General features: G+C 73.7%; 14 protein-coding genes and 1 riboswitch. Of the genes, 9 read left to right on the top strand and 5 right to left on the bottom strand.

The annotated features are described in order from the left end of the window. Window positions 1–52 precede the first annotated feature (52 nt). Window positions 53–2,503: a DNA gyrase/topoisomerase IV subunit A gene (locus ACFW3D_RS05675; protein WP_500501699.1), complete on the bottom strand. Its 2,451-nt coding sequence runs from the start codon at window positions 2,501–2,503 to the stop codon at window positions 53–55. A gap of 206 nt (window positions 2,504–2,709) precedes the next feature. On the opposite strand from ACFW3D_RS05675, the gene ACFW3D_RS05670 reads away from it, so the two are divergent. After that, window positions 2,710–4,062: a M16 family metallopeptidase gene (locus ACFW3D_RS05670; protein WP_500501669.1), complete on the top strand. Its 1,353-nt coding sequence runs from the start codon at window positions 2,710–2,712 to the stop codon at window positions 4,060–4,062. 17 nt (window positions 4,063–4,079) lie between these two features. Then, on the top strand, window positions 4,080–5,450 hold the full coding sequence (locus ACFW3D_RS05665) for a M16 family metallopeptidase (RefSeq protein ID WP_500501696.1): 1,371 nt from the start codon (window positions 4,080–4,082) through the stop codon (window positions 5,448–5,450). A 67-nt stretch (window positions 5,451–5,517) separates the two neighbouring features. On the opposite strand, the gene ACFW3D_RS05660 is transcribed toward ACFW3D_RS05665, so the two are convergent. Beyond that, on the bottom strand, window positions 5,518–6,366 hold the full coding sequence (locus ACFW3D_RS05660) for a class I SAM-dependent methyltransferase (protein WP_500501666.1): 849 nt from the start codon (window positions 6,364–6,366) through the stop codon (window positions 5,518–5,520). A 285-nt stretch (window positions 6,367–6,651) separates the two neighbouring features. Beyond that, window positions 6,652–6,808: riboswitch (cyclic di-AMP (ydaO/yuaA leader) on the top strand. 15 nt (window positions 6,809–6,823) lie between these two features. On the opposite strand from ACFW3D_RS05660, the gene ACFW3D_RS05655 reads away from it, so the two are divergent. Together ACFW3D_RS05655 and ACFW3D_RS05650 are read left to right on the top strand one after the other, a co-directional pair. Then, window positions 6,824–7,588 carry a M23 family metallopeptidase gene (locus ACFW3D_RS05655; RefSeq protein WP_500501664.1) on the top strand — a complete coding sequence of 255 codons (765 nt, stop codon included), beginning with the start codon at window positions 6,824–6,826 and terminating at the stop codon, window positions 7,586–7,588. Between the two features lie 222 nt (window positions 7,589–7,810). Beyond that, a complete protein-coding gene (locus ACFW3D_RS05650) occupies window positions 7,811–8,503 on the top strand; it encodes a GntR family transcriptional regulator (RefSeq protein WP_500501661.1) in 693 nt (230 codons plus the stop codon). 216 nt (window positions 8,504–8,719) lie between these two features. Here ACFW3D_RS05650 and ACFW3D_RS05645 read toward each other — a convergent pair whose 3' ends face one another. Beyond that, complete coding sequence (locus tag ACFW3D_RS05645) at window positions 8,720–9,001, bottom strand: HPr family phosphocarrier protein (protein WP_500501658.1); 282 nt, start codon at window positions 8,999–9,001, stop codon at window positions 8,720–8,722. Window positions 9,002–9,121: 120 nt separating this feature from the next. Between ACFW3D_RS05645 and ACFW3D_RS05640 the strand changes: the two genes are divergently transcribed. The 4 genes from ACFW3D_RS05640 to ACFW3D_RS05625 all read left to right on the top strand — a co-directional run bounded on the left by ACFW3D_RS05640 (window position 9,122) and on the right by ACFW3D_RS05625 (window position 14,357). Next, window positions 9,122–11,845, top strand: coding sequence for a bifunctional acetate--CoA ligase family protein/GNAT family N-acetyltransferase (locus ACFW3D_RS05640; RefSeq protein ID WP_500501656.1), 2,724 nt, complete (start codon window positions 9,122–9,124; stop codon window positions 11,843–11,845). A 28-nt stretch (window positions 11,846–11,873) separates the two neighbouring features. Next, window positions 11,874–12,461, top strand: coding sequence for a DUF5998 family protein (locus ACFW3D_RS05635; protein ID WP_500501653.1), 588 nt, complete (start codon window positions 11,874–11,876; stop codon window positions 12,459–12,461). Next, the gene (locus ACFW3D_RS05630) at window positions 12,461–13,645 is read left to right on the top strand and encodes an alkaline phosphatase family protein (RefSeq protein ID WP_500501650.1); all 1,185 of its coding nucleotides are present in this window, start codon (window positions 12,461–12,463) and stop codon (window positions 13,643–13,645) included. The genes ACFW3D_RS05635 and ACFW3D_RS05630 overlap by 1 nt, the downstream gene beginning before the upstream one ends. Before the next feature lie 67 nt (window positions 13,646–13,712). Continuing rightward, the gene (locus tag ACFW3D_RS05625) at window positions 13,713–14,357 is read left to right on the top strand and encodes a thymidine kinase (RefSeq protein ID WP_500501647.1); all 645 of its coding nucleotides are present in this window, start codon (window positions 13,713–13,715) and stop codon (window positions 14,355–14,357) included. Window positions 14,358–14,363: 6 nt separating this feature from the next. Here the strand turns inward: ACFW3D_RS05625 and ACFW3D_RS05620 are convergent, their stop codons facing one another. Further along, on the bottom strand, window positions 14,364–15,158 hold the full coding sequence (locus tag ACFW3D_RS05620) for a VOC family protein (protein WP_500501645.1): 795 nt from the start codon (window positions 15,156–15,158) through the stop codon (window positions 14,364–14,366). A gap of 128 nt (window positions 15,159–15,286) precedes the next feature. Between ACFW3D_RS05620 and ACFW3D_RS05615 the strand changes: the two genes are divergently transcribed. Further along, the gene (locus tag ACFW3D_RS05615) at window positions 15,287–16,126 is read left to right on the top strand and encodes a sulfurtransferase (RefSeq protein ID WP_500501643.1); all 840 of its coding nucleotides are present in this window, start codon (window positions 15,287–15,289) and stop codon (window positions 16,124–16,126) included. Between the two features lie 81 nt (window positions 16,127–16,207). Here ACFW3D_RS05615 and sepH read toward each other — a convergent pair whose 3' ends face one another. Then, window positions 16,208–17,302, bottom strand: coding sequence for a septation protein SepH (gene sepH / locus ACFW3D_RS05610; protein ID WP_500501640.1), 1,095 nt, complete (start codon window positions 17,300–17,302; stop codon window positions 16,208–16,210). Between the last annotated feature and the right edge of the window lie 63 nt (window positions 17,303–17,365).

Raw genomic sequence — 17,365 nt, 5'->3', positions numbered from 1 at the left:
GGCGCCCCACCCCAACCGGGTGCCGCGCCCCTCATCGCTGCGGGCGTGCCGGTCACACCGGCCCGGCGACCACCGCGACGCGCTTGGTGAGGGCCACGCCCGAGCCGTCCCGGCGCGGGTCCTTCGGCGGGAGGTCGGCCGGAGCACCGGTGGAGGTGGCGGCACGGGCCGGGGTGCCGCCGGCCCAGGCGAGCAGCAGCATGTCCTCGCCCTTCAGGAAGCGCTGGCAGCGCACACCGCCGGTCGCCCGCCCCTTGCGCGGGTACTGGTCGAACGGCGTGAGCTTGGCCGTGCCCTCCTCGGCCCCGGCGAGCGTCTCGCGGGTCCCGGCGAGGGTGAAGACCACGGCGTCGGCCGACGGGTCGACCGCGGTGAAGGAGATCACCTTCGCGCCGTCCGTCAGCTTGATGCCGGCCATGCCGCCGGCCGGCCGGCCCTGCGGACGCACCTGGCCCGCCGGGTAGCGCAGCAGCTGGGCGTCGTCGGTGATGAAGACCAGGTCCTCCTCACCGGTGCGCAGCTCCACCGCGCCGACGATGCGGTCGCCCTCCCTGAGCGCGATGACCTCCAGGTCGTCCTTGTTCGCCGGGTAGTCCGGTACGACGCGCTTGACCACGCCCTGCTCGGTACCGAGCGCCAGGCCCGGGGAGGACTCGTCGAGCGTGGTCAGGCAGAGCACCTGCTCGTCCGGCTCCAGCGACAGGAACTCCGCGAGCGGCGCCCCGCCCGCCAGGTTCGGCGCGCCGGAGGTCTCCGGCAGGATCGGCAGGTCGATCACGGCGATCCGCAGCAGGCGCCCGGTGGAGGTGACCACACCGACGTCGGCGCGTGCCGTCGTCGGGATCGCCGAGAGGATCACGTCGTGCTTGACCCGCTTGCCGTCGCCCGGGGTCAGCGCCTCGCCGTTCGCCGTACGCGCCAGCAGCCCCGTGGAGGAGAGCAGCACGCGGCACGGGTCGTCGGCGACCTCCAGCGGCACGGCCGCGACGGGTGCCGCGCCCGGCTCCATCAGCAGGGTGCGGCGGTCGGTGGCGTACTTCTTGGCGACGGCCGCCAGCTCGGCGCTGACCAGCTTGCGCAGCTCGGCGTCGGACTCCAGGATCCGGGTGAGCTCCTCGATCTCCGCGGTCAGCCTGTCGCGCTCGGACTCCAGTTCAACCCGGTCGAAGCGGGTCAGCCGGCGCAGCGGGGTGTCGAGGATGTACTGGGTCTGGATCTCCGACAGCGCGAAGCGCTCGATGAGGCGCTCCTTGGCCTGGGCGGCGTTGTCGCTGGAGCGGATGATCGAGATGACCTCGTCGATGTCGACGAGGGCGACCAGCAGGCCCTCCACCAGGTGGAGACGGTCCCGGCGCTTGCCGCGGCGGAACTCGCTGCGCCGCCGGACGACCTCGAAGCGGTGGTCGAGGTAGACCTCCAGGAGCTCCTTCAGGCCCAGCGTGAGCGGCTGGCCGTCGACCAGCGCCACGTTGTTGATGCCGAAGGACTCCTCCATGGGGGTCAGCTTGTAGAGCTGCTCCAGGACGGCCTCGGGGTGGAAGCCGTTCTTCACCTCGATGACCAGCCGCAGCCCGTGCTCGCGGTCGGTCAGGTCCTTGACGTCCGCGATGCCCTGCAGCTTCTTCGAGCCGACCAGGTCCTTGATCTTGGAGATGACCTTCTCCGGGCCGACCGTGAACGGCAGCTGGGTCACCACCAGGCCCTTGCGGCGGGCCGTCACGTCCTCCACGGCCACCGTGGCACGGATCTTGAAGGTGCCGCGGCCGGTCTCGTAGGCGTCCCGGACGCCGTCCAGGCCCACGATCCGGCCGCCGGTCGGCAGGTCCGGGCCGGGGACGAGGCGCATCAGCGTCTCGAGGTCCGCGTTCGGGTACCGGATCAGGTGGCGGGCGGCGGCGATGACCTCGCCGAGGTTGTGCGGCGGCATGTTGGTCGCCATGCCGACCGCGATGCCGGAGGCGCCGTTGACCAGCAGGTTGGGGTAGGCGGCCGGCAGGGCCACCGGCTCCTGCTCCTGGCCGTCGTAGTTCGGCGTGAAGTCGACGGTGTCCTCGTCGATCGACTCGACCATCAGCATCGCGGCCGGGGTCGTGCGGCACTCCGTGTAACGCATCGCGGCCGGAGGGTCGTCGTTGCCGAGCGAGCCGAAGTTTCCGTGGCCGTCGACCAGCGGCACGCTCATCGAGAACGGCTGGGCCATGCGCACCAGCGCGTCGTAGATCGAGGCGTCGCCGTGCGGGTGGAGCTTGCCCATCACCTCGCCGACGACGCGGGCGCACTTCACGAAGCCGCGCTCGGGGCGCAGCCCCATCTCGTTCATCTGGTACACGATCCGGCGGTGCACCGGCTTGAGCCCGTCGCGGGCGTCCGGGAGCGCGCGCGAGTAGATGACCGAGTATGCGTACTCGAGGAAGGACCCCTGCATCTCGTCGACGACGTCGATGTCGAGGATGCGCTCCTCGAAATCGTCCGGCGGCGGGGTCTTCGTGGTGCGGCGGGCCATCAGGGCGCTGCTCCTTCGGCTGGACCTCATCGGATAAGGACACGGGACTGACGCGGACCATTGTGGACCGCCCCACCGACAGTCCGGACCACCCCCCCGGCTCATACGTGGCGGTGACGGGAACTTCGCGGGCCGTTTGTCCGCTGCCTAGAGTGGCAGGTCTCAGCACAAAACAACGAGTACGCGACCGGAAGGACAGCTTGCCCATGGGTCACACGGCCACGCCGGAGGCAGAATCCGGCGGCCTCACCGCGACCGAGCACCGCCTGGCCAACGGCCTGCGCGTCGTGCTCTCCGAGGATCACCTCACCCCGGTCGCCGCGGTCTGCCTCTGGTACGACGTCGGTTCCCGCCACGAGGTGAAGGGCCGTACCGGACTCGCCCACCTCTTCGAGCACTTGATGTTCCAGGGTTCGGCGAACGTCAAGGGCAACGGCCACTTCGAACTGGTCCAGTCCGCCGGCGGCTCCCTCAACGGCACCACCAGCTTCGAGCGCACCAACTACTTCGAGACCATGCCGGCCCACCAGTTGGAGCTCGCGCTCTGGCTCGAGGCCGACCGCATGGGAAGCCTGCTGTCCGCGCTGGACCTGGAGAGCCTGGACAACCAGCGCGACGTGGTCAAGAACGAGCGCCGCCAGCGGTACGACAACGTCCCCTACGGCACCGCCTTCGAGCGGCTGACGGCGATGGCGTACCCGGACGGCCACCCGTACCACCACACCCCCATCGGTTCGATGGCGGACCTGGACGCCGCCTCCCTGGAGGACGCGCGCGCCTTCTTCCGGACGTACTACGCGCCGAACAACGCCGTCCTCGCGGTCGTCGGCGACATCGACCCGGAGCAGACGCTCGCCTGGATCGAGAAGTACTTCGGCACCATCCCGTCGCACGACGGCAAGCCGGCGCCGCGTGACGGTTCACTCCCCGGGGTGATGGGAGGGCAGCTCCGCGAGGTCGTCGAGGAGGACGTCCCCTCGCGCGCGCTGATGGCCGCCTACCGGTTGCCGCACGACGGGACCCGCGAGGCCGACGCCGTGGACCTGGCGCTGACCGTTCTCGGCGGCGGTGAGTCCTCGCGGCTGCACAACCGCCTGGTGCGCCGGGACCGCAGCGCCGTCGCGGCCGGGTTCGGCCTGCTGCGGCTGGCCGGGGCGCCGTCGCTCGGCTGGCTCGACGTGAAGACCTCCAGCGGGGTCGAGGTGCCCGCCATCGAGGCGGCCGTCGACGAGGAACTGGCCCGCTTCGCCGAGGAGGGCCCGACCCCCGAGGAGATGGAGCGGGCCCAGGCCCAGCTCGAACGCGAGTGGCTGGACCGGCTCGCCACCGTCGGCGGCCGCGCCGACGAACTGTGCCGGTACGCCGTGCTGTTCGGCGACCCGCAGCTGGCCCTGACCGCCGTCAAGCGCATCCTGGACATCACCGCCGACGAGGTGCGCGCCGTCGCCGCGGCCACGCTGCGGCCCGACAACCGCGCCGCGCTGGTCTACGAGCCCACCGGCTCCGCGGCCGCCGCCGGCGAGGACTCCGACGAGGACGAGGAGGGCGCGGACCAGTGACCGACGTCCACACCACCATGACGTTCCACCCGCAGCCCCGGCCGGGTCAGCCCAAGCCCTGGGCCTTCCCGGCCCCCGAGCGCTCCACGCTGCCGGGCGGACTGACGGTGCTGAGCAGCCGGCGGCCCGGCCAGAAGGTCGTCGCCGTCGAGGTGCTGCTCGCGGCGCCGCTCGACGCCGAGCCCGAGGGCCTGGACGGCGTCGCCACGATCATGGCGCGGGCCCTTTCCGAGGGCACCGACAAGCACAGCGCCGAGGAGTTCGCCGCCGAGCTGGAGCGTTGCGGGGCCACTCTCGACGCCCACGCCGACCACGCCGGGGTCCGGGTCTCCCTGGAGGTCCCCGTCTCCCGGCTCGACAGGGCCCTCGGTCTGCTCGCCGACGCGCTGCGCGCCCCGGCGTTCCCGGACGGCGAGGTCGAGCGGCTGGTGCGCAACCGCCTCGACGAGATCCCGCACGAGCTCGCCAACCCCGCGCGGCGCGCCGCCATGGCGCTGTCCAAGGAGCTCTTCGCCGCCGACCTGCGCTGCTCCCGGCCCCGCCAGGGCACCGAGGAGACGGTCGCGCGCATCGACGCGGCCGCGGTCCGTGCCTTCTACGACACGCACGTACGGCCGTCCACCTCGACGGTCGTCGTGGTCGGCGACCTCGCCGGGATCGACCTGGAGGCGCTGCTGGAGAGCACGCTGGGGGAGTGGAGCGGCAAGCCCGCCGAGCGTCGCCCGCTGCCCGCGATCACCGCGGACGACACCGGTCGCGTCGTGATCGTCGACCGGCCCGGGTCCGTCCAGACCCAGGTGCTCATCGGCCGTGCCGGCGCGGACCGCCACGACCCGGTCTGGGCCGCCCAGGTGCTCGGCACGTACTGCCTCGGCGGCACGCTGACCTCGCGCCTGGACCGCGTCCTGCGCGAGGAGAAGGGCTACACGTACGGCGTGCGTGCCTTCGGGCAGGTGCTGCTCTCCACTCCCGAGGGCACCGGCGTCTCCCTGCTCGGCATCAGCGGGTCCGTGGCGACCGACGTCACCGCGCCCGCGCTGGCCGACACCTGGCAGGTGCTGCGCACCCTGGCGGCGGAGGGCCTCACCGACGAGGAGCGCGACGCCGCCGTGCAGAACCTGGTGGGCGTGGCACCGCTGCGCTACGAGACGGCCTCCGCTGTGGCCGGCACCTTCGCCGACCAGGTCGAGCAGTCCCTGCCGGACGACTTCCAGGCGCGGCTCTACGAGCGTCTGGCCGCCACCGGCACGGTCGAGGCGACGGCCGCGGCCGTCAACGCGTTCCCGCTGGACCGGCTCGTGGTCGTCCTCGTCGGCGACGCCTCCGTCATCGCGGACCCGATCCGCGAGCTGGGCATCGGCCCGGTCGAGGTCGTCACGGGCGGCTGACCGGTATTGCCCACCGCGGCCCCGGGCGCCCTCGAGGCACCCGGGGCCGCGGTGTGCCGGTGGCCGTTCAGCGGCCGAGGCGGGCCGCCGCCACATGGACCCGCATGCCGCACGGAATGCGCCCGCCGGGCCCGGCCAGGGCGCGCGCGTGCTCCAGGAACTCGGCGCGCAGCTGCGCGGTCCGCTCCTCGTCCAGGACCTCCATGTCGTAGAACATCCCGCTGAGGGTCGACCAGACCTCGTCGGGCGTCCCGTCCATGGCCATGACGACCGTCTCCCAGGACAGCGGCGCGAAGCCCAGCGGTGCGAGGAGCCCGTCGAGACCCTCCCGGGTCCGTGTCCTGCGGTCGCCCAGCCGCGGGACGCGGCGTTCCGGCGGTGCCGCCCGGAAGTACGGCACGGCCACTTCCAGGAACAGTTCCACGGCCTCGCCGGGCACGGAGCCGCCGCCGACGGCGACCGCGAACGTGCCGCCCGGCGCGAGCACCCGCGCCGCCTCGGCCACCACCCGGTCGGGGTCCGACATCAGCATCAGCGCCATGTGGGAGACGACGGCGTCGAACGAGGCGTCGGGGAACGGCAGCTCCTGGGCACGCCCCTGCCGCAGATCCGCGCCGGCCAGCGCGGGCCGCAGGCGGGCGAGGGCGAGCTCGCCCTCCGACAGGTCGACGCCCGCCGTTTCGGCGCCGCGCCCGGCGAGCAGCTCCAGCAGGGCGCCGTCCGCGCAGCCGAGGTCCAGGACCCGCCGGGCGCCCGCGACGCGCTCGGCCAGCACCTCGTAACCGGTCCGCCCGTCGCGGGTGGGGGCGGCCTCGGCCCCCTTCGACTGGCGGCCGGGCATCCGGTCGTGGAAGGCGCGCAGGAAGTCCTCGGCGGCGCGGGCGGCGTCGGCGGCCGCTCCTGGTGTCGTGGTCATCCCGTGACCCTACGTACGTGGTGCCGCCGCCGGGCCCCGGACGGCAGGGCCGCTCCGTGACGCCGGTCACGCGGCCCGCACCGCGGCGTCGCGCGGCCGCGCCGGGGCTCCCGGAAGCGCGCATACCGCCGGGGGCCGGGGCGGCGCGGTATTGCGGACGGTTGCGACCGGTTGGCGTCCGGTGTGGCATCCCGCACATATTGCCGGATTTTTTTGGAGACGGGAGCAACGCGCGGTTAGCGTCCTCGGGTTGCCCGGCGGAAGCAGCCGCCTCCCGCGGCACCGGAGCAACGATCGCCGAGTCCCCGTCGGGCGTGAGCCTGGGGAGCCGGGGACCCACACGAGAAGTCCCTGGGGTGAATCGGGCGGCGTGCCGCCGCCCGTAGGAGACCTTCCTGCTCCGAACCCGTCAGCTAACCCGGTAGGCGAGAAGGAAGGAAAGGATCTCCGCCTGCCCATGGCGTCGTTCTCCATTCGCTCCACCCTGGCCGGCGCCGCCGCGCTGACCACCGTCACCACCGGCGCGTTCGTCGTGCCCGCCGCGGCCGCCGACGCCGGGACCGGGGGCTCCGCCTTCGCCCGCTGCGCCGCCGTCGCCGGGGACCTGGCCACGCACCTCGCCGACCAGGCGTCGGCCCAGCACCGGGCGGCCGTCGTCGCACAGAAGCGCCACGACGCCCACGTCGCCAAGGCCAAGCGCGCCGCCCGTGAACGTGCCGCCAAGGAGGCCGCGGCCAAGGCCGCCAAGGCCAAGGCGGCCCGGGCGGGCGGCACCGCGCACGCGTCGCGGAGCGCCGCGGCGGGCCGCGGCACGCTCGGTGGCTGGACACTGCCCGTCGCCGGCTCCATCGGCACGCCCTACCGCGCGACGAGCAGCCTGTGGTCCTCCGGCTACCACACCGGTGTGGACTTCGTGGCCTCCGTCGGCACGCCGGTGCACGCCGCCGGCGCCGGCACCGTCGTCGAGGCGGGCTGGGGCGGCTCGTACGGCAACAACATCGTGATCCGCCACGCGGACGGCATGTACACCCAGTACGGCCACCTGTCCTCGCTGGGCGTGTCCGTGGGCCAGACCGTCTCCGCGGGGCAGCGGATCGGCCTGTCGGGTGCCACCGGCAACGTGACCGGGCCGCACCTGCACTTCGAGGCGCGTACGGCCCCCTCCTACGGCAGCGACGTGGACCCGCTGGCGTACCTGCGCTCCAAGGGCGTCCGCATCTGAGCCATTCCCCTCCCCCCACCCGAAGGCCCCGGTTCCCCCGCCGGGGCCTTCGGCATGCCGGTGCCTGCCGGCCGCGGGTGTGTCCAAAAACGCTCCATGAATTCAGGACGGCCGTCGGAATCGGCGCCCCACTGGAATAGAGTCGCGGCAGAAACGCCGGCTCCTCCGTTGCGCGCGGATTGCAGGACGGACGTCGGCGCGCACCGAAAGGAAACCTGCGATGTGGGGTCGGACGTGAACGGGACCGGCGGTGCGGGCCGCCGGAATTCGGCCCGGGCGGTGTGCACGGCGATCCGTGACGACATCGTCAGCGGGTTCTTCGCGCCGGGGAGCCGGCTCACCGAGGAGCAGCTGGCCAAGCGCTACGGGGTCTCCCGGGTCCCGGTGCGCGAGGCGCTGCGCACCCTGGAGTCCGAGGGCTTCGTACGGACCCGCCGGCACGCCGGGGCGTCCGTCGCCGAGCCGACCGAGCAGGAGGCGGCCGACCTGCTGGACATCCGTGCCCTGCTGGAGCCGCTGGGCGCCGCGCGGGCGGCGCAGCGGCGCACCGAGGCCCATGTGAAGGTGCTGCGCGGACTCGTCCGGCTGGGCCAGGAGCGTTCCCTGCGGCGCCAGTTGTCGGACCTGCCCGCGCTGGACGGCTGGTTCCACGAGACGCTGGCGCAGGCCTCGGGCAGCCCGACCCTGGTGGCGCTGCTGACCCAGCTGCGACACAAGATCGCCTGGGTGTACGCGGTGGACACCCCGGACCGCGCCATGGAGTCCTGGGAGGAGCACGGGGCGGTCGTGGACGCGGTGGCGCGCGGTGACGCGGAGCGGGCCCGGCGGCTGACGGCGGCCCATGTGGAGCGGGCGACGGCGGTGCACCGGCTGCGCCGTCCGGAGAGCACGGGGCGCGGCGCCGCGGCACGGTGAGGAACCGGAAACACGCCGTACACATTTCGCGCGGCCGGGTTTAACAGTAGTGCCGTATACAAAGTGGGGAATTGTGTGCGGAGGTATTTCCGTGGCGCATTGCGCTCCGCCCTGCCCGGAAATGGCGACGCAATGACGAAGGGGCGGGTCCGCGAAATCCGGCCGGATTTCGACGGGGACCCCGCCCCTTTTGCCGTACGGCGGCTGCGCGCGGTGTCAGACGGTCTCGGGGAGTTCGTCCAGCCCCTCGGAGACGAGCTTGGCCAGGCCGTCCAGGGCGGCGTCCGCACCCTCGGCGTCGGTGGCGAGCACGACCTCCTCGCCGCCGGCCACGCCCAGGCTCAGCACGGCGAGCATCGAGGCGGCGTTGACGGGGGCGCCGTCCGCCTTCGCGATGGTGACCGGCACACCCACGGCGGTGGCGGCACGGACGAAGATCGAAGCGGGACGTGCGTGCAGGCCCTCGGCCCAGCCGATGGTGACGCGGCGCTCAGCCATGGTGTTGCCCTTCGGGTCGTTCCTGGGAGGTCTAGACCAGTCTGCCATGCCTCGGACACCGGTCCGTCACCACATCGTCGCACCGGTTCCGCGGCGGCCGGGTGCCCGTACGCTTGGGCCATGACGACGCCGTCCGACGCAGAGCGCGACTACCCGGTCCACTGGGAGGCGGACGTGGTCCTGCGCGACGGTGGGATCGCCCACGTCCGGCCCATCGCGCCGGACGACGCGGGACGGCTGGTGAGCTTCTACGAGAAGGTCTCCGACGAGTCCAAGTACTACCGCTTCTTCGCGCCCTACCCCCGGCTCTCCGACCGGGACGTGCACCGCTTCACCCATCACGACTACCGCGACCGCGTCGGCCTGGCGGCCCTGGTCGGCGGAGAGTTCATCGCGACGGTCCGCTACGACCGCACCGACGACGGCGAGGCCGAGGTCGCCTTCCTCGTCCAGGACGCCCACCAGGGCCGCGGCGTGGCCTCCGCCCTGATGGAGCACATCGCCGCGGTGGCGCAGGAGCGCGGCATCCGCCGTTTCATCGCCGAGGTGCTGCCCGCCAACCGCAAGATGATCAAGGTCTTCACCGACGCGGGCTACACCCAGCAGCGCAGCTTCACCGACGGCGTCGTCCGGCTCGAGTTCGACCTGGAGCCCACCGAGCAGTCCCTCGCCGTCATGCGCGCCCGCGAGCAGCGCGCCGAGGCCCGCTCCGTCCAGCGGCTGCTCGCCCCCGCCTCGGTCGCCGTCATCGGCGCCGGCCGCAGGCCGGGCGGCGTCGGCCGCGGAGTCCTCCGGAACATCGTCGCGGGCGGCTACACCGGCCGCGTCCACGCCGTGAACCGCTCGTTCCCCGAGGACCAGCGCATCCTCGAACCCGAAGGCGTCCCCGCGCACCGCTCCGTCGCCGAGATCCCCGGCGGCGTCGACCTCGCCGTGATCGCCGTGCCCGCCGACGAGGTCGCCGAGGTCGTCGACGCGTGCGGCCGGCACGGCGTCCTCGGCCTGCTGGTGATCTCCTCCGGCTACGCCGAGTCCGGCGCCGAGGGCCGCCGCAGGCAGCGCGCCCTGGTACGGCAGGCGCTCACGTACGGCATGCGCGTCATCGGCCCCAACGCGTTCGGCATCCTCAACTCCGCCGAGGACGTCCGGCTCAACGCCTCCCTGTCGCCCGAGACCCCCGACGCCGGACGGCTCGGGCTGTTCACCCAGTCCGGAGCCATCGGCATCGCGATGCTGTCCGGGCTGCGCCGGCGCGGCGCCGGGCTGTCGTCCTTCGTCTCGGCGGGCAACCGGGCGGACGTCTCGGGCAACGACATCCTGCAGTTCTGGTACGACGACCCGGCCACCGACGTCGCCCTGCTCTACCTCGAAACCCTCGGCAACCCGCGGAAGTTCTACCGCCTCGCCCGGCGCACCGCCGCCGTCAAACCGGTCGTCGTGGTCAAGGGCGCCAGGCACTCGGCCGCCGCCCCGCCCGGACACGCGGTGCCCCCCGCGCGCATCCCCGACAGCACCGTCTCCGCCCTGCTGCAGCAGGCCGGCGTCATCCGCACCGACACCGTCACCGAACTCCTCGACACCGGACTGCTGCTGTCGTGCCGGCCGCTGCCCGCGGGACCCCGCGTCGCGATCCTCGGCAACTCCGAGTCCCTCGGGCTGCTCACCTACGACGCCTGCCTCACCGCGGGCCTGGAGCCCGGCCTCCCCCTCGACCTCACCACCGCCGCCGGCCCCGAGGACTTCCGGGCGGCCCTCACCGCGGCCCTCGCCGACCCCGACCACGACGCCGTGGTGGTCACCGCCATCCCGCGCGTCGGCTCAGAACTCGCCGAGGCCCCCGCGAGCAGCGACGACCCCGCGCTGGCCGAGGCCCTCCACGCCGCCGCGGACGGGGCCGGGACCGGCAAGCCCGTCGTGATCGTGCACACCGCCCTGGAGGCCATGGCCACCCGCCTGGCGGCCGTCCGCATCCCCGCCTACAGCGCAGCCGAGCGGGCCGTGAAGGCACTGGCCCGGGCCGCCGCCTACGCCCGGTGGCGCAGGGACGCCCAGGTCCCCGGCCGGGTGCCGGAGTTCGAGGACGTCGACGAGGCGGGCGCCTGCCAGGACGTGACCCGCCTCCTGGACGAGGCCGGGGAGCCCGCCGGGGACACCCACGGCGTCACCCTCGACGACAGGGCCGCCGCCGACCTGCTGGCCCGCTACGGCGTCGCGGCGCGGCCCACGCTGCCCGCCCCCGGGATCGACGCGGCCCTGGAGGCGGCGAGCCGGCTCGGCTACCCGGTCGCCCTCAAGACCACCGCGCCCCACCTGCGGCACCGCGCCGACCTCGGCGGCGTACGCCTGGACATCGCCGACCCGGACGACCTCAGCCGAGCCTTCGGGGAGCTGACCGCCCGGCTGGGCAAGCCCGAGGAGCTGCACCTGGTCGTCCAGGCCATGGCGCCGCGCGGCGTCGACACGGTCGTACGCGCCACCGTGGACCCGGCCGCGGGCGCCGTGCTCTCCTTCGGCATCGCCGGCGCCCCCTCCGAACTCCTCGACGACATGGCGCACCGGCTGGTCCCGGCGACCGACCGGGACGTCGCCGAGCTGGTCCGCTCCATCAAGGCGGCGCCGCTGCTGTTCGGGTGGCGCGGCGCGGAGCCGGTGGACACGGGCGCCCTGGAGGAGCTGCTGCTGCGCGTGTCGATGCTGGTCGACGACCTGCCCGAGGTGGTCTGCGTCGACCTCGAGCCGGTCGTGGTGGCCCCCGCAGGCCTCACCGTGCTCGGCGCCTCCGTGCGCCTCGCGCGGCCCCCGGCCCGCACGGACCTCGGGCCTCGCGCACTGTCGTCCTTCTGAACACATGCTCCGCACTAGGATGGTCGCCATGGCGAAGACCGGTACGACGACCCAGGGGCTGCGCGCGGCGATCGAGCGCAGCGGCTACTACCCCGCCCTCGTGGCCGAGGCCGTGGAGGCCTCCGTCGGTGGGGAGCCGGTCGCGTCGTACCTGGTCCACCAGGAGACCACCTTCGACGCGAACGAGGTCCGCCGGCACGTCACCGTCCTGGTCCTGACCGACACCCGCTTCATCGTCAGCCACACCGACGAGCAGAGCGCCGACGACACCTCCCCGAGCCCCTACGCGACCACCTCCACCGAGTCCGTCAAGCTCGAGCGGATCTCGTCGGTCGTACTGAGCAGGGTCGTCGCCAACCCCGAGTCGTACACCCCGGGCACCCTGCCCCGCGAGGTCGTGCTGACCATCGGCTGGGGCGCGGTCAGCCGCATCGACCTGGAGCCCGCCGCCTGCGGCGACCCCAACTGCGAGGCCGACCACGGCTACACCGGCTCCTCCACCGCCGACGACCTCAGCTTGCGGGTCAGCGAGGCGGGCGACGGCCCCGAGACCGTCCGCCAGGCCCTCGCCTTCGCGCAGGCGCTCTCCGAGGCGACCGCGGGCGCGGCCTCCTGATGGTCCATCCCGCCCCCTCCTACGAACCGCTGGATCCGTACGCCGCGCCCGCCCCCCGCTACGGCAGCGGCTCCCTGAGCGACCTGCTGCCCGCGGTCGCCGCCGGGCTCGGCATCCCCGGTGTCCCGCGGACGGCGCTCGACCTCGCGCCCGCCGACCGGGTCTGCGTGTTCCTCGTCGACGGCATGGGGTGGGAACTGATCCGCCGGCACCCCGACGAGGCGCCCTTCCTCACCTCCCTGATGAACGGCCCGGCCACCGGCGGCGGCCGGCCGATCACCGCGGGCTTCCCCTCCACCACCGCGACCTCGCTCGCCTCCGTCGGCACCGGGCTGCCGCCCGGCGCGCACGGCCTGGCCGGCTACACGGTGCTGAACCCGGACACCGGCGAGCTGATGAACCAGCTGCGCTGGCAGCCGTGGACCGACCCGTACGGCTGGCAGCCCTACCCCACGGTCTTCCGGCTCGCCCAGGAGGCCGGGATCGAGACCTGCCAGGTGACCTCGCCCACCTTCGAGCACACCCCGCTGACCAAGATCGCCCTCAGCGGCGGCACCTTCCTCGGGCGGCTCACCGGCGAGGAGCGCATGGACCTCACCGCCGAGCGGCTCGCCGCGTCCGACCGGGCGCTGGTCTACACGTACTACAGCGAGCTGGACTCCATGGGTCACCGGCACGGCGTCGACTCCGACGCCTGGCGCGGCCAGCTGATGATGGCCGACCGGCTCGCCCAGCGGCTCGCCGAGCAGCTCCCGCCGCGCAGCGCCCTCTACGTCACCGCCGACCACGGCATGATCGACATCCCCTTCGACCCGGAGTCGCGGATCGACTTCGACGAGGACTGGGAGCTGCGCGCCGGCGTCGCCGTCCTCGGCGGCGAGGCCCGGGCCCGCCACGTCTACGCCGTGCCCGGCGCAGCGGCGGACGTGTACGCGGTCTGGAGCGAGGTGCTCGGCGAGCAGATGTGGGTGGCCTCCCGCGAAGAGGCGATCGCCGCGGGCTGGTTCGGCCCCGTCGTGGAGGACCGGGTGCGCGGCCGCATCGGCGACGTCGTCGCCGTCGCCCGGGACGACATCGCGATCGTCGCCACCCGGTCCGAGCCGGGGGAGTCCACCATGGTCGGCCTGCACGGCTCGATGACCCCCGTGGAGCAGCTGGTGCCACTGCTCGAAGTCCGCACCTGACGCACCGCGCCCACCCCCGCCCCGCCGCCCTCCGCCCCGACCCGCCCCGAAAGGCCGCCGCCTCCTCATGCCTGAGCTCGTGTTCTTCTCCGGAACGATGGACTGCGGGAAGAGCACCCTCGCCCTGCAGATCGAGCACAACCGCTCGGCACGCGGCCTGGAGGGCCTGATCTTCACCCGCAACGACCGCGCCGGCGAGGGCGTCCTGTCGTCCCGGCTCGGCCTGGAGACCAAGGCCGTCGAGGCCACCGACGACTTCGACTTCTACGGCTACCTCGTCACGCACCTGTCCGGCGGTGCCCGCGCCGACTACGTCATCGTCGACGAGGCCCAGTTCTTCACCCCCGACCAGATCGACCAGCTGGCGCGCATCGTCGACGACCTGCGGCTGGACGTCTTCGCCTTCGGGATCACCACCGACTTCCGCACCAAGCTCTTCCCCGGCTCCCAGCGGCTGATGGAGATGGCCGACCGGATAGAGGTGCTCCAGGTCGAGGCCCTGTGCTGGTGCGGTGCCCGCGCGACGCACAACGCCCGTACGGTGGGCGGGAAGATGGTGGTCGAGGGGGAGCAGGTCGTCATCGGCGACGTCAACCGTCCCGGCACGGAGATCGGCTACGAGGTGCTCTGCCGCCGTCACCACATCCGGCGGATGACCGCGGCCGCGGCGCGTGCGGCGGCGATCTCGCCGGACGTCCTGCCGGTCGGCTAGCCGGCGCTACTGCGTGCCGCCGCCCTGCTGCGGCCGGGAGCGGATCACGGTGAAGACGGCGCCCTCGGGGTCCGCCACGGTCGCCAGCCGGCCGTACTCGGAGTCGCGCGGCGTGCGGATGACGCTGCCGCCCAGCTCCAGCACCTGGCGGGCGGCGGCGTCGGTGTCGGCGACCTCGAAGTACGTCATCCAGTGCGCCCCGCGGTCACGCGGCAGCGCCCGGCCGACGCCGTGGATGCCGGCGACCGGACGGCCGGCGAGGTGGAGGGTGAGGTAGTCGAAGCCGGCAGAGACGACCGCGTCGGTCTCCAGCCCGAACACCACCGAGTAGAACTTGCCGACCAGCGAGGTGTCGCGGGTGACCAGCTCGTTCCACACCGGCGCGCCCGGCTCGCCCGTGACCTCGGTCCCGCGGTGGTGCCGGGCCTGCCAGACCCCGAACACCGCGCCCATCGGGTCCGAGGCGACGGCCAGCCGTCCGGCGTCGTCCGCGTCCAGGGGGCCGACGCCCACCGTGCCGCCGCAGATCCGGATCAGCTCGGCGGTCTTGTCGGCGTCGTCCGCGGCGAAGTAGGTCGTCCAGGCGACCGGCAGGTGCCGGTCGCCCGGCAGTTCGCCGATGCCGGCCACGCTCTTCCCGCCCAGCGTGGCGCGTACGTACGGGCCCAGCGAATGCGGACCGGGGTGGAACTCCCAGCCGAACAGGTGGCTGTAGAACTCCTGCGTGGCCTCTACACTGTGAGCCAGCAGGCTGACCCAGCACGGGGTGCCGTGCGGGTGGCGGTTCCCTACCTCGGTCATCGATTCTCTCCTGGGGAGCAACGCTCGGGCTTGCAGGGGAAGTGCCGCAGCGATGCTCGCACCACCGGGTGTGCCGCAGACCGGGGTCGCGCCGCAGGTTTCCCGCGCCGGGTGACCACAATGGGCTTATGCATCCTGTCATTACCGTAACCGAATTGGCCGCATTGCCGAAGGGCTCCCCGGGAGGCGCCGCCCTTCTGGACGTCCGCTGGCAACTGGGCGGTCCGCCCGGCCGGCCCGCGTACGAGGCCGGTCACCTGCCCGGCGCCCACTACGTCGACCTGGACGCCGAACTCGCCGGTCCGCCTGGGGCGGCCGGGCGCCATCCCCTGCCGGACGTCGCCGTGTTCACCGCCGCCATGCGCCGCGCGGGCGTCGGCCCGGACCGCGAGGTGGTGGTCTACGACGGCGGTCTCGGCTGGGGCGCGGCGCGCGCCTGGTGGCTGCTGCGGTGGGCCGGGCACGAGCGGGTGCGCGTCCTGGACGGCGGGCTCGCGGCGTGGACGGCGGCGGGACTGCCCCTGGAGACGGACGTCCCCGCCGACGAGGACGGCGACTTCACCGCCGCACCGGGCGGGCTTCCCGTGCTCACCGCCGACGAAGCGGCCGCGCTGGCCCGTCGCGGTGTGCTCCTGGACGCCCGGGCTGCGGAGCGCTACCGGGGCGACACCGAGCCCATCGACCCGGTCGCCGGCCACATCCCCGGCGCGGTCAACGCCCCGACCACGGAGAACGTCGTGCCGGGCACCGGAGTCTTCCTCGCCCCCGACGAACTCGCGGCGCGCTTCGGCAAGGCCGGCGCCGCACCCGGAGCCGAGGTCGGGGTCTACTGCGGCTCCGGTGTCTCCGGCGCGCACGAGGTGCTGGCTCTGGCCGTCGCCGGCATCCCTGCGGCGCTCTACGTGGGCTCGTGGAGCGAGTGGTCCGCGGCGGGCCGCGACGTGGCGACCGGGCCGCAACCGGGCTGACGCGAGGCCGGCACCCGGCTTTCGCGCAGGGGCCGCACGGAGGACGGCACCGGGGCACCCCCAGAGGGCGCCGTGCCCCGGTCAGTCCTGCTTCTTGCGCCGGCTCCCGAAGACGATCTCGTCCCAGCTGGGCACCGTCGCCCGCCGCCCCGGCCGGACCCCGTCCGCCTCGGCCTGGCGGTCGGTGGACCCGACCAGCCGGTCGCGGTGGGCGCCGACCGAACGTGGCATCAGGACGTCGGCGTACGCCGAGCCCGCGCCGGCGCTCGCGGCGGGGGCCGGCGGCGCCTCCTCCTCCGTCACGGACGTGTCGGGGGCTTCCTCCGTGACCGCCGCGGCCGGTGCGTCGGGCGTGGTGGAGGGCGGCCCCGCCTGGGCCGGCACGACCATGTCGCCGCGGAAGCTGGGGACCGCCTCCAGGAGGCTGGTCAGGGAGTCGCGCTCCTCCTCCGCCCGCTCCTCGGCCGTGCGTTCCGCCCGCTCGGGGCGCTCGGGCCGGTCCAGCGCCCGGTCGCGCGGGAGCCGTGCGATCCGCGGCACGAAGGGGTAGCTCGGCTCCTGCGCCGGTTCCTGGGAGGTCTCCCCGATGAGTGCGCGCGCCTCGTCGTCCACGGCCTGCACCAGCCGGCGCGGCGGGTCGTACGTCCAGCTCGCCGAGTGCGGCTCACCGGCCACCCGGTAGACGAGGAGCACCTCCCAGGTGCCGTCGTCGCGGCGCCAGGAGTCCCACAGGACGCTGTCCTTCTCGGCGCCGCGCAGCAGCAGCCGTTCGGCGACCGCCTCACCGAGCTGCGGACCGGTGCTCTCGCCCTGACGCCGCACCGCGGTCTTGCGGGCGCGCTCGGCCATGAAGGCACGCTCCGCCAGCACGGGGCCCTCGAAACGCCGGACGCGCTCCACCGGGATCCCGGCGAGCTGAGCGACCTCTTCGGCGGTGGCACCGGCTCGTATCCGCGCCTGGATGTCGCGCGGGCGCAGATGGCTCTCGACCTCGATCTCGATCTGGCCCAGCCGCGCGCGGTCGTTGCGGATGGCGGCACGCAGGCGTTCGTCGATCGGGAGCGTGTACTCCGTGCTGTCGGCAGCCTTGAGCACCAGTCGTGTGCCGTCGTTGCTGACAGCCACGACACGCAGTTCGGGCACGGTTACCTCCCGGGTGGTGCCTGCCGACGTCACGTGCGTCGCTGCTCCCGATGGACGAGTGTGACCTGCCCGGGTGCAGCCTGCCACAACCTTGCT

Source organism: Streptomyces sp. NPDC058864, from assembly GCF_042742985.1.
Lineage (GTDB): Bacteria > Actinomycetota > Actinomycetes > Streptomycetales > Streptomycetaceae > Actinacidiphila.
This window is presented reverse-complemented; position numbering and strand designations above follow the sequence as displayed.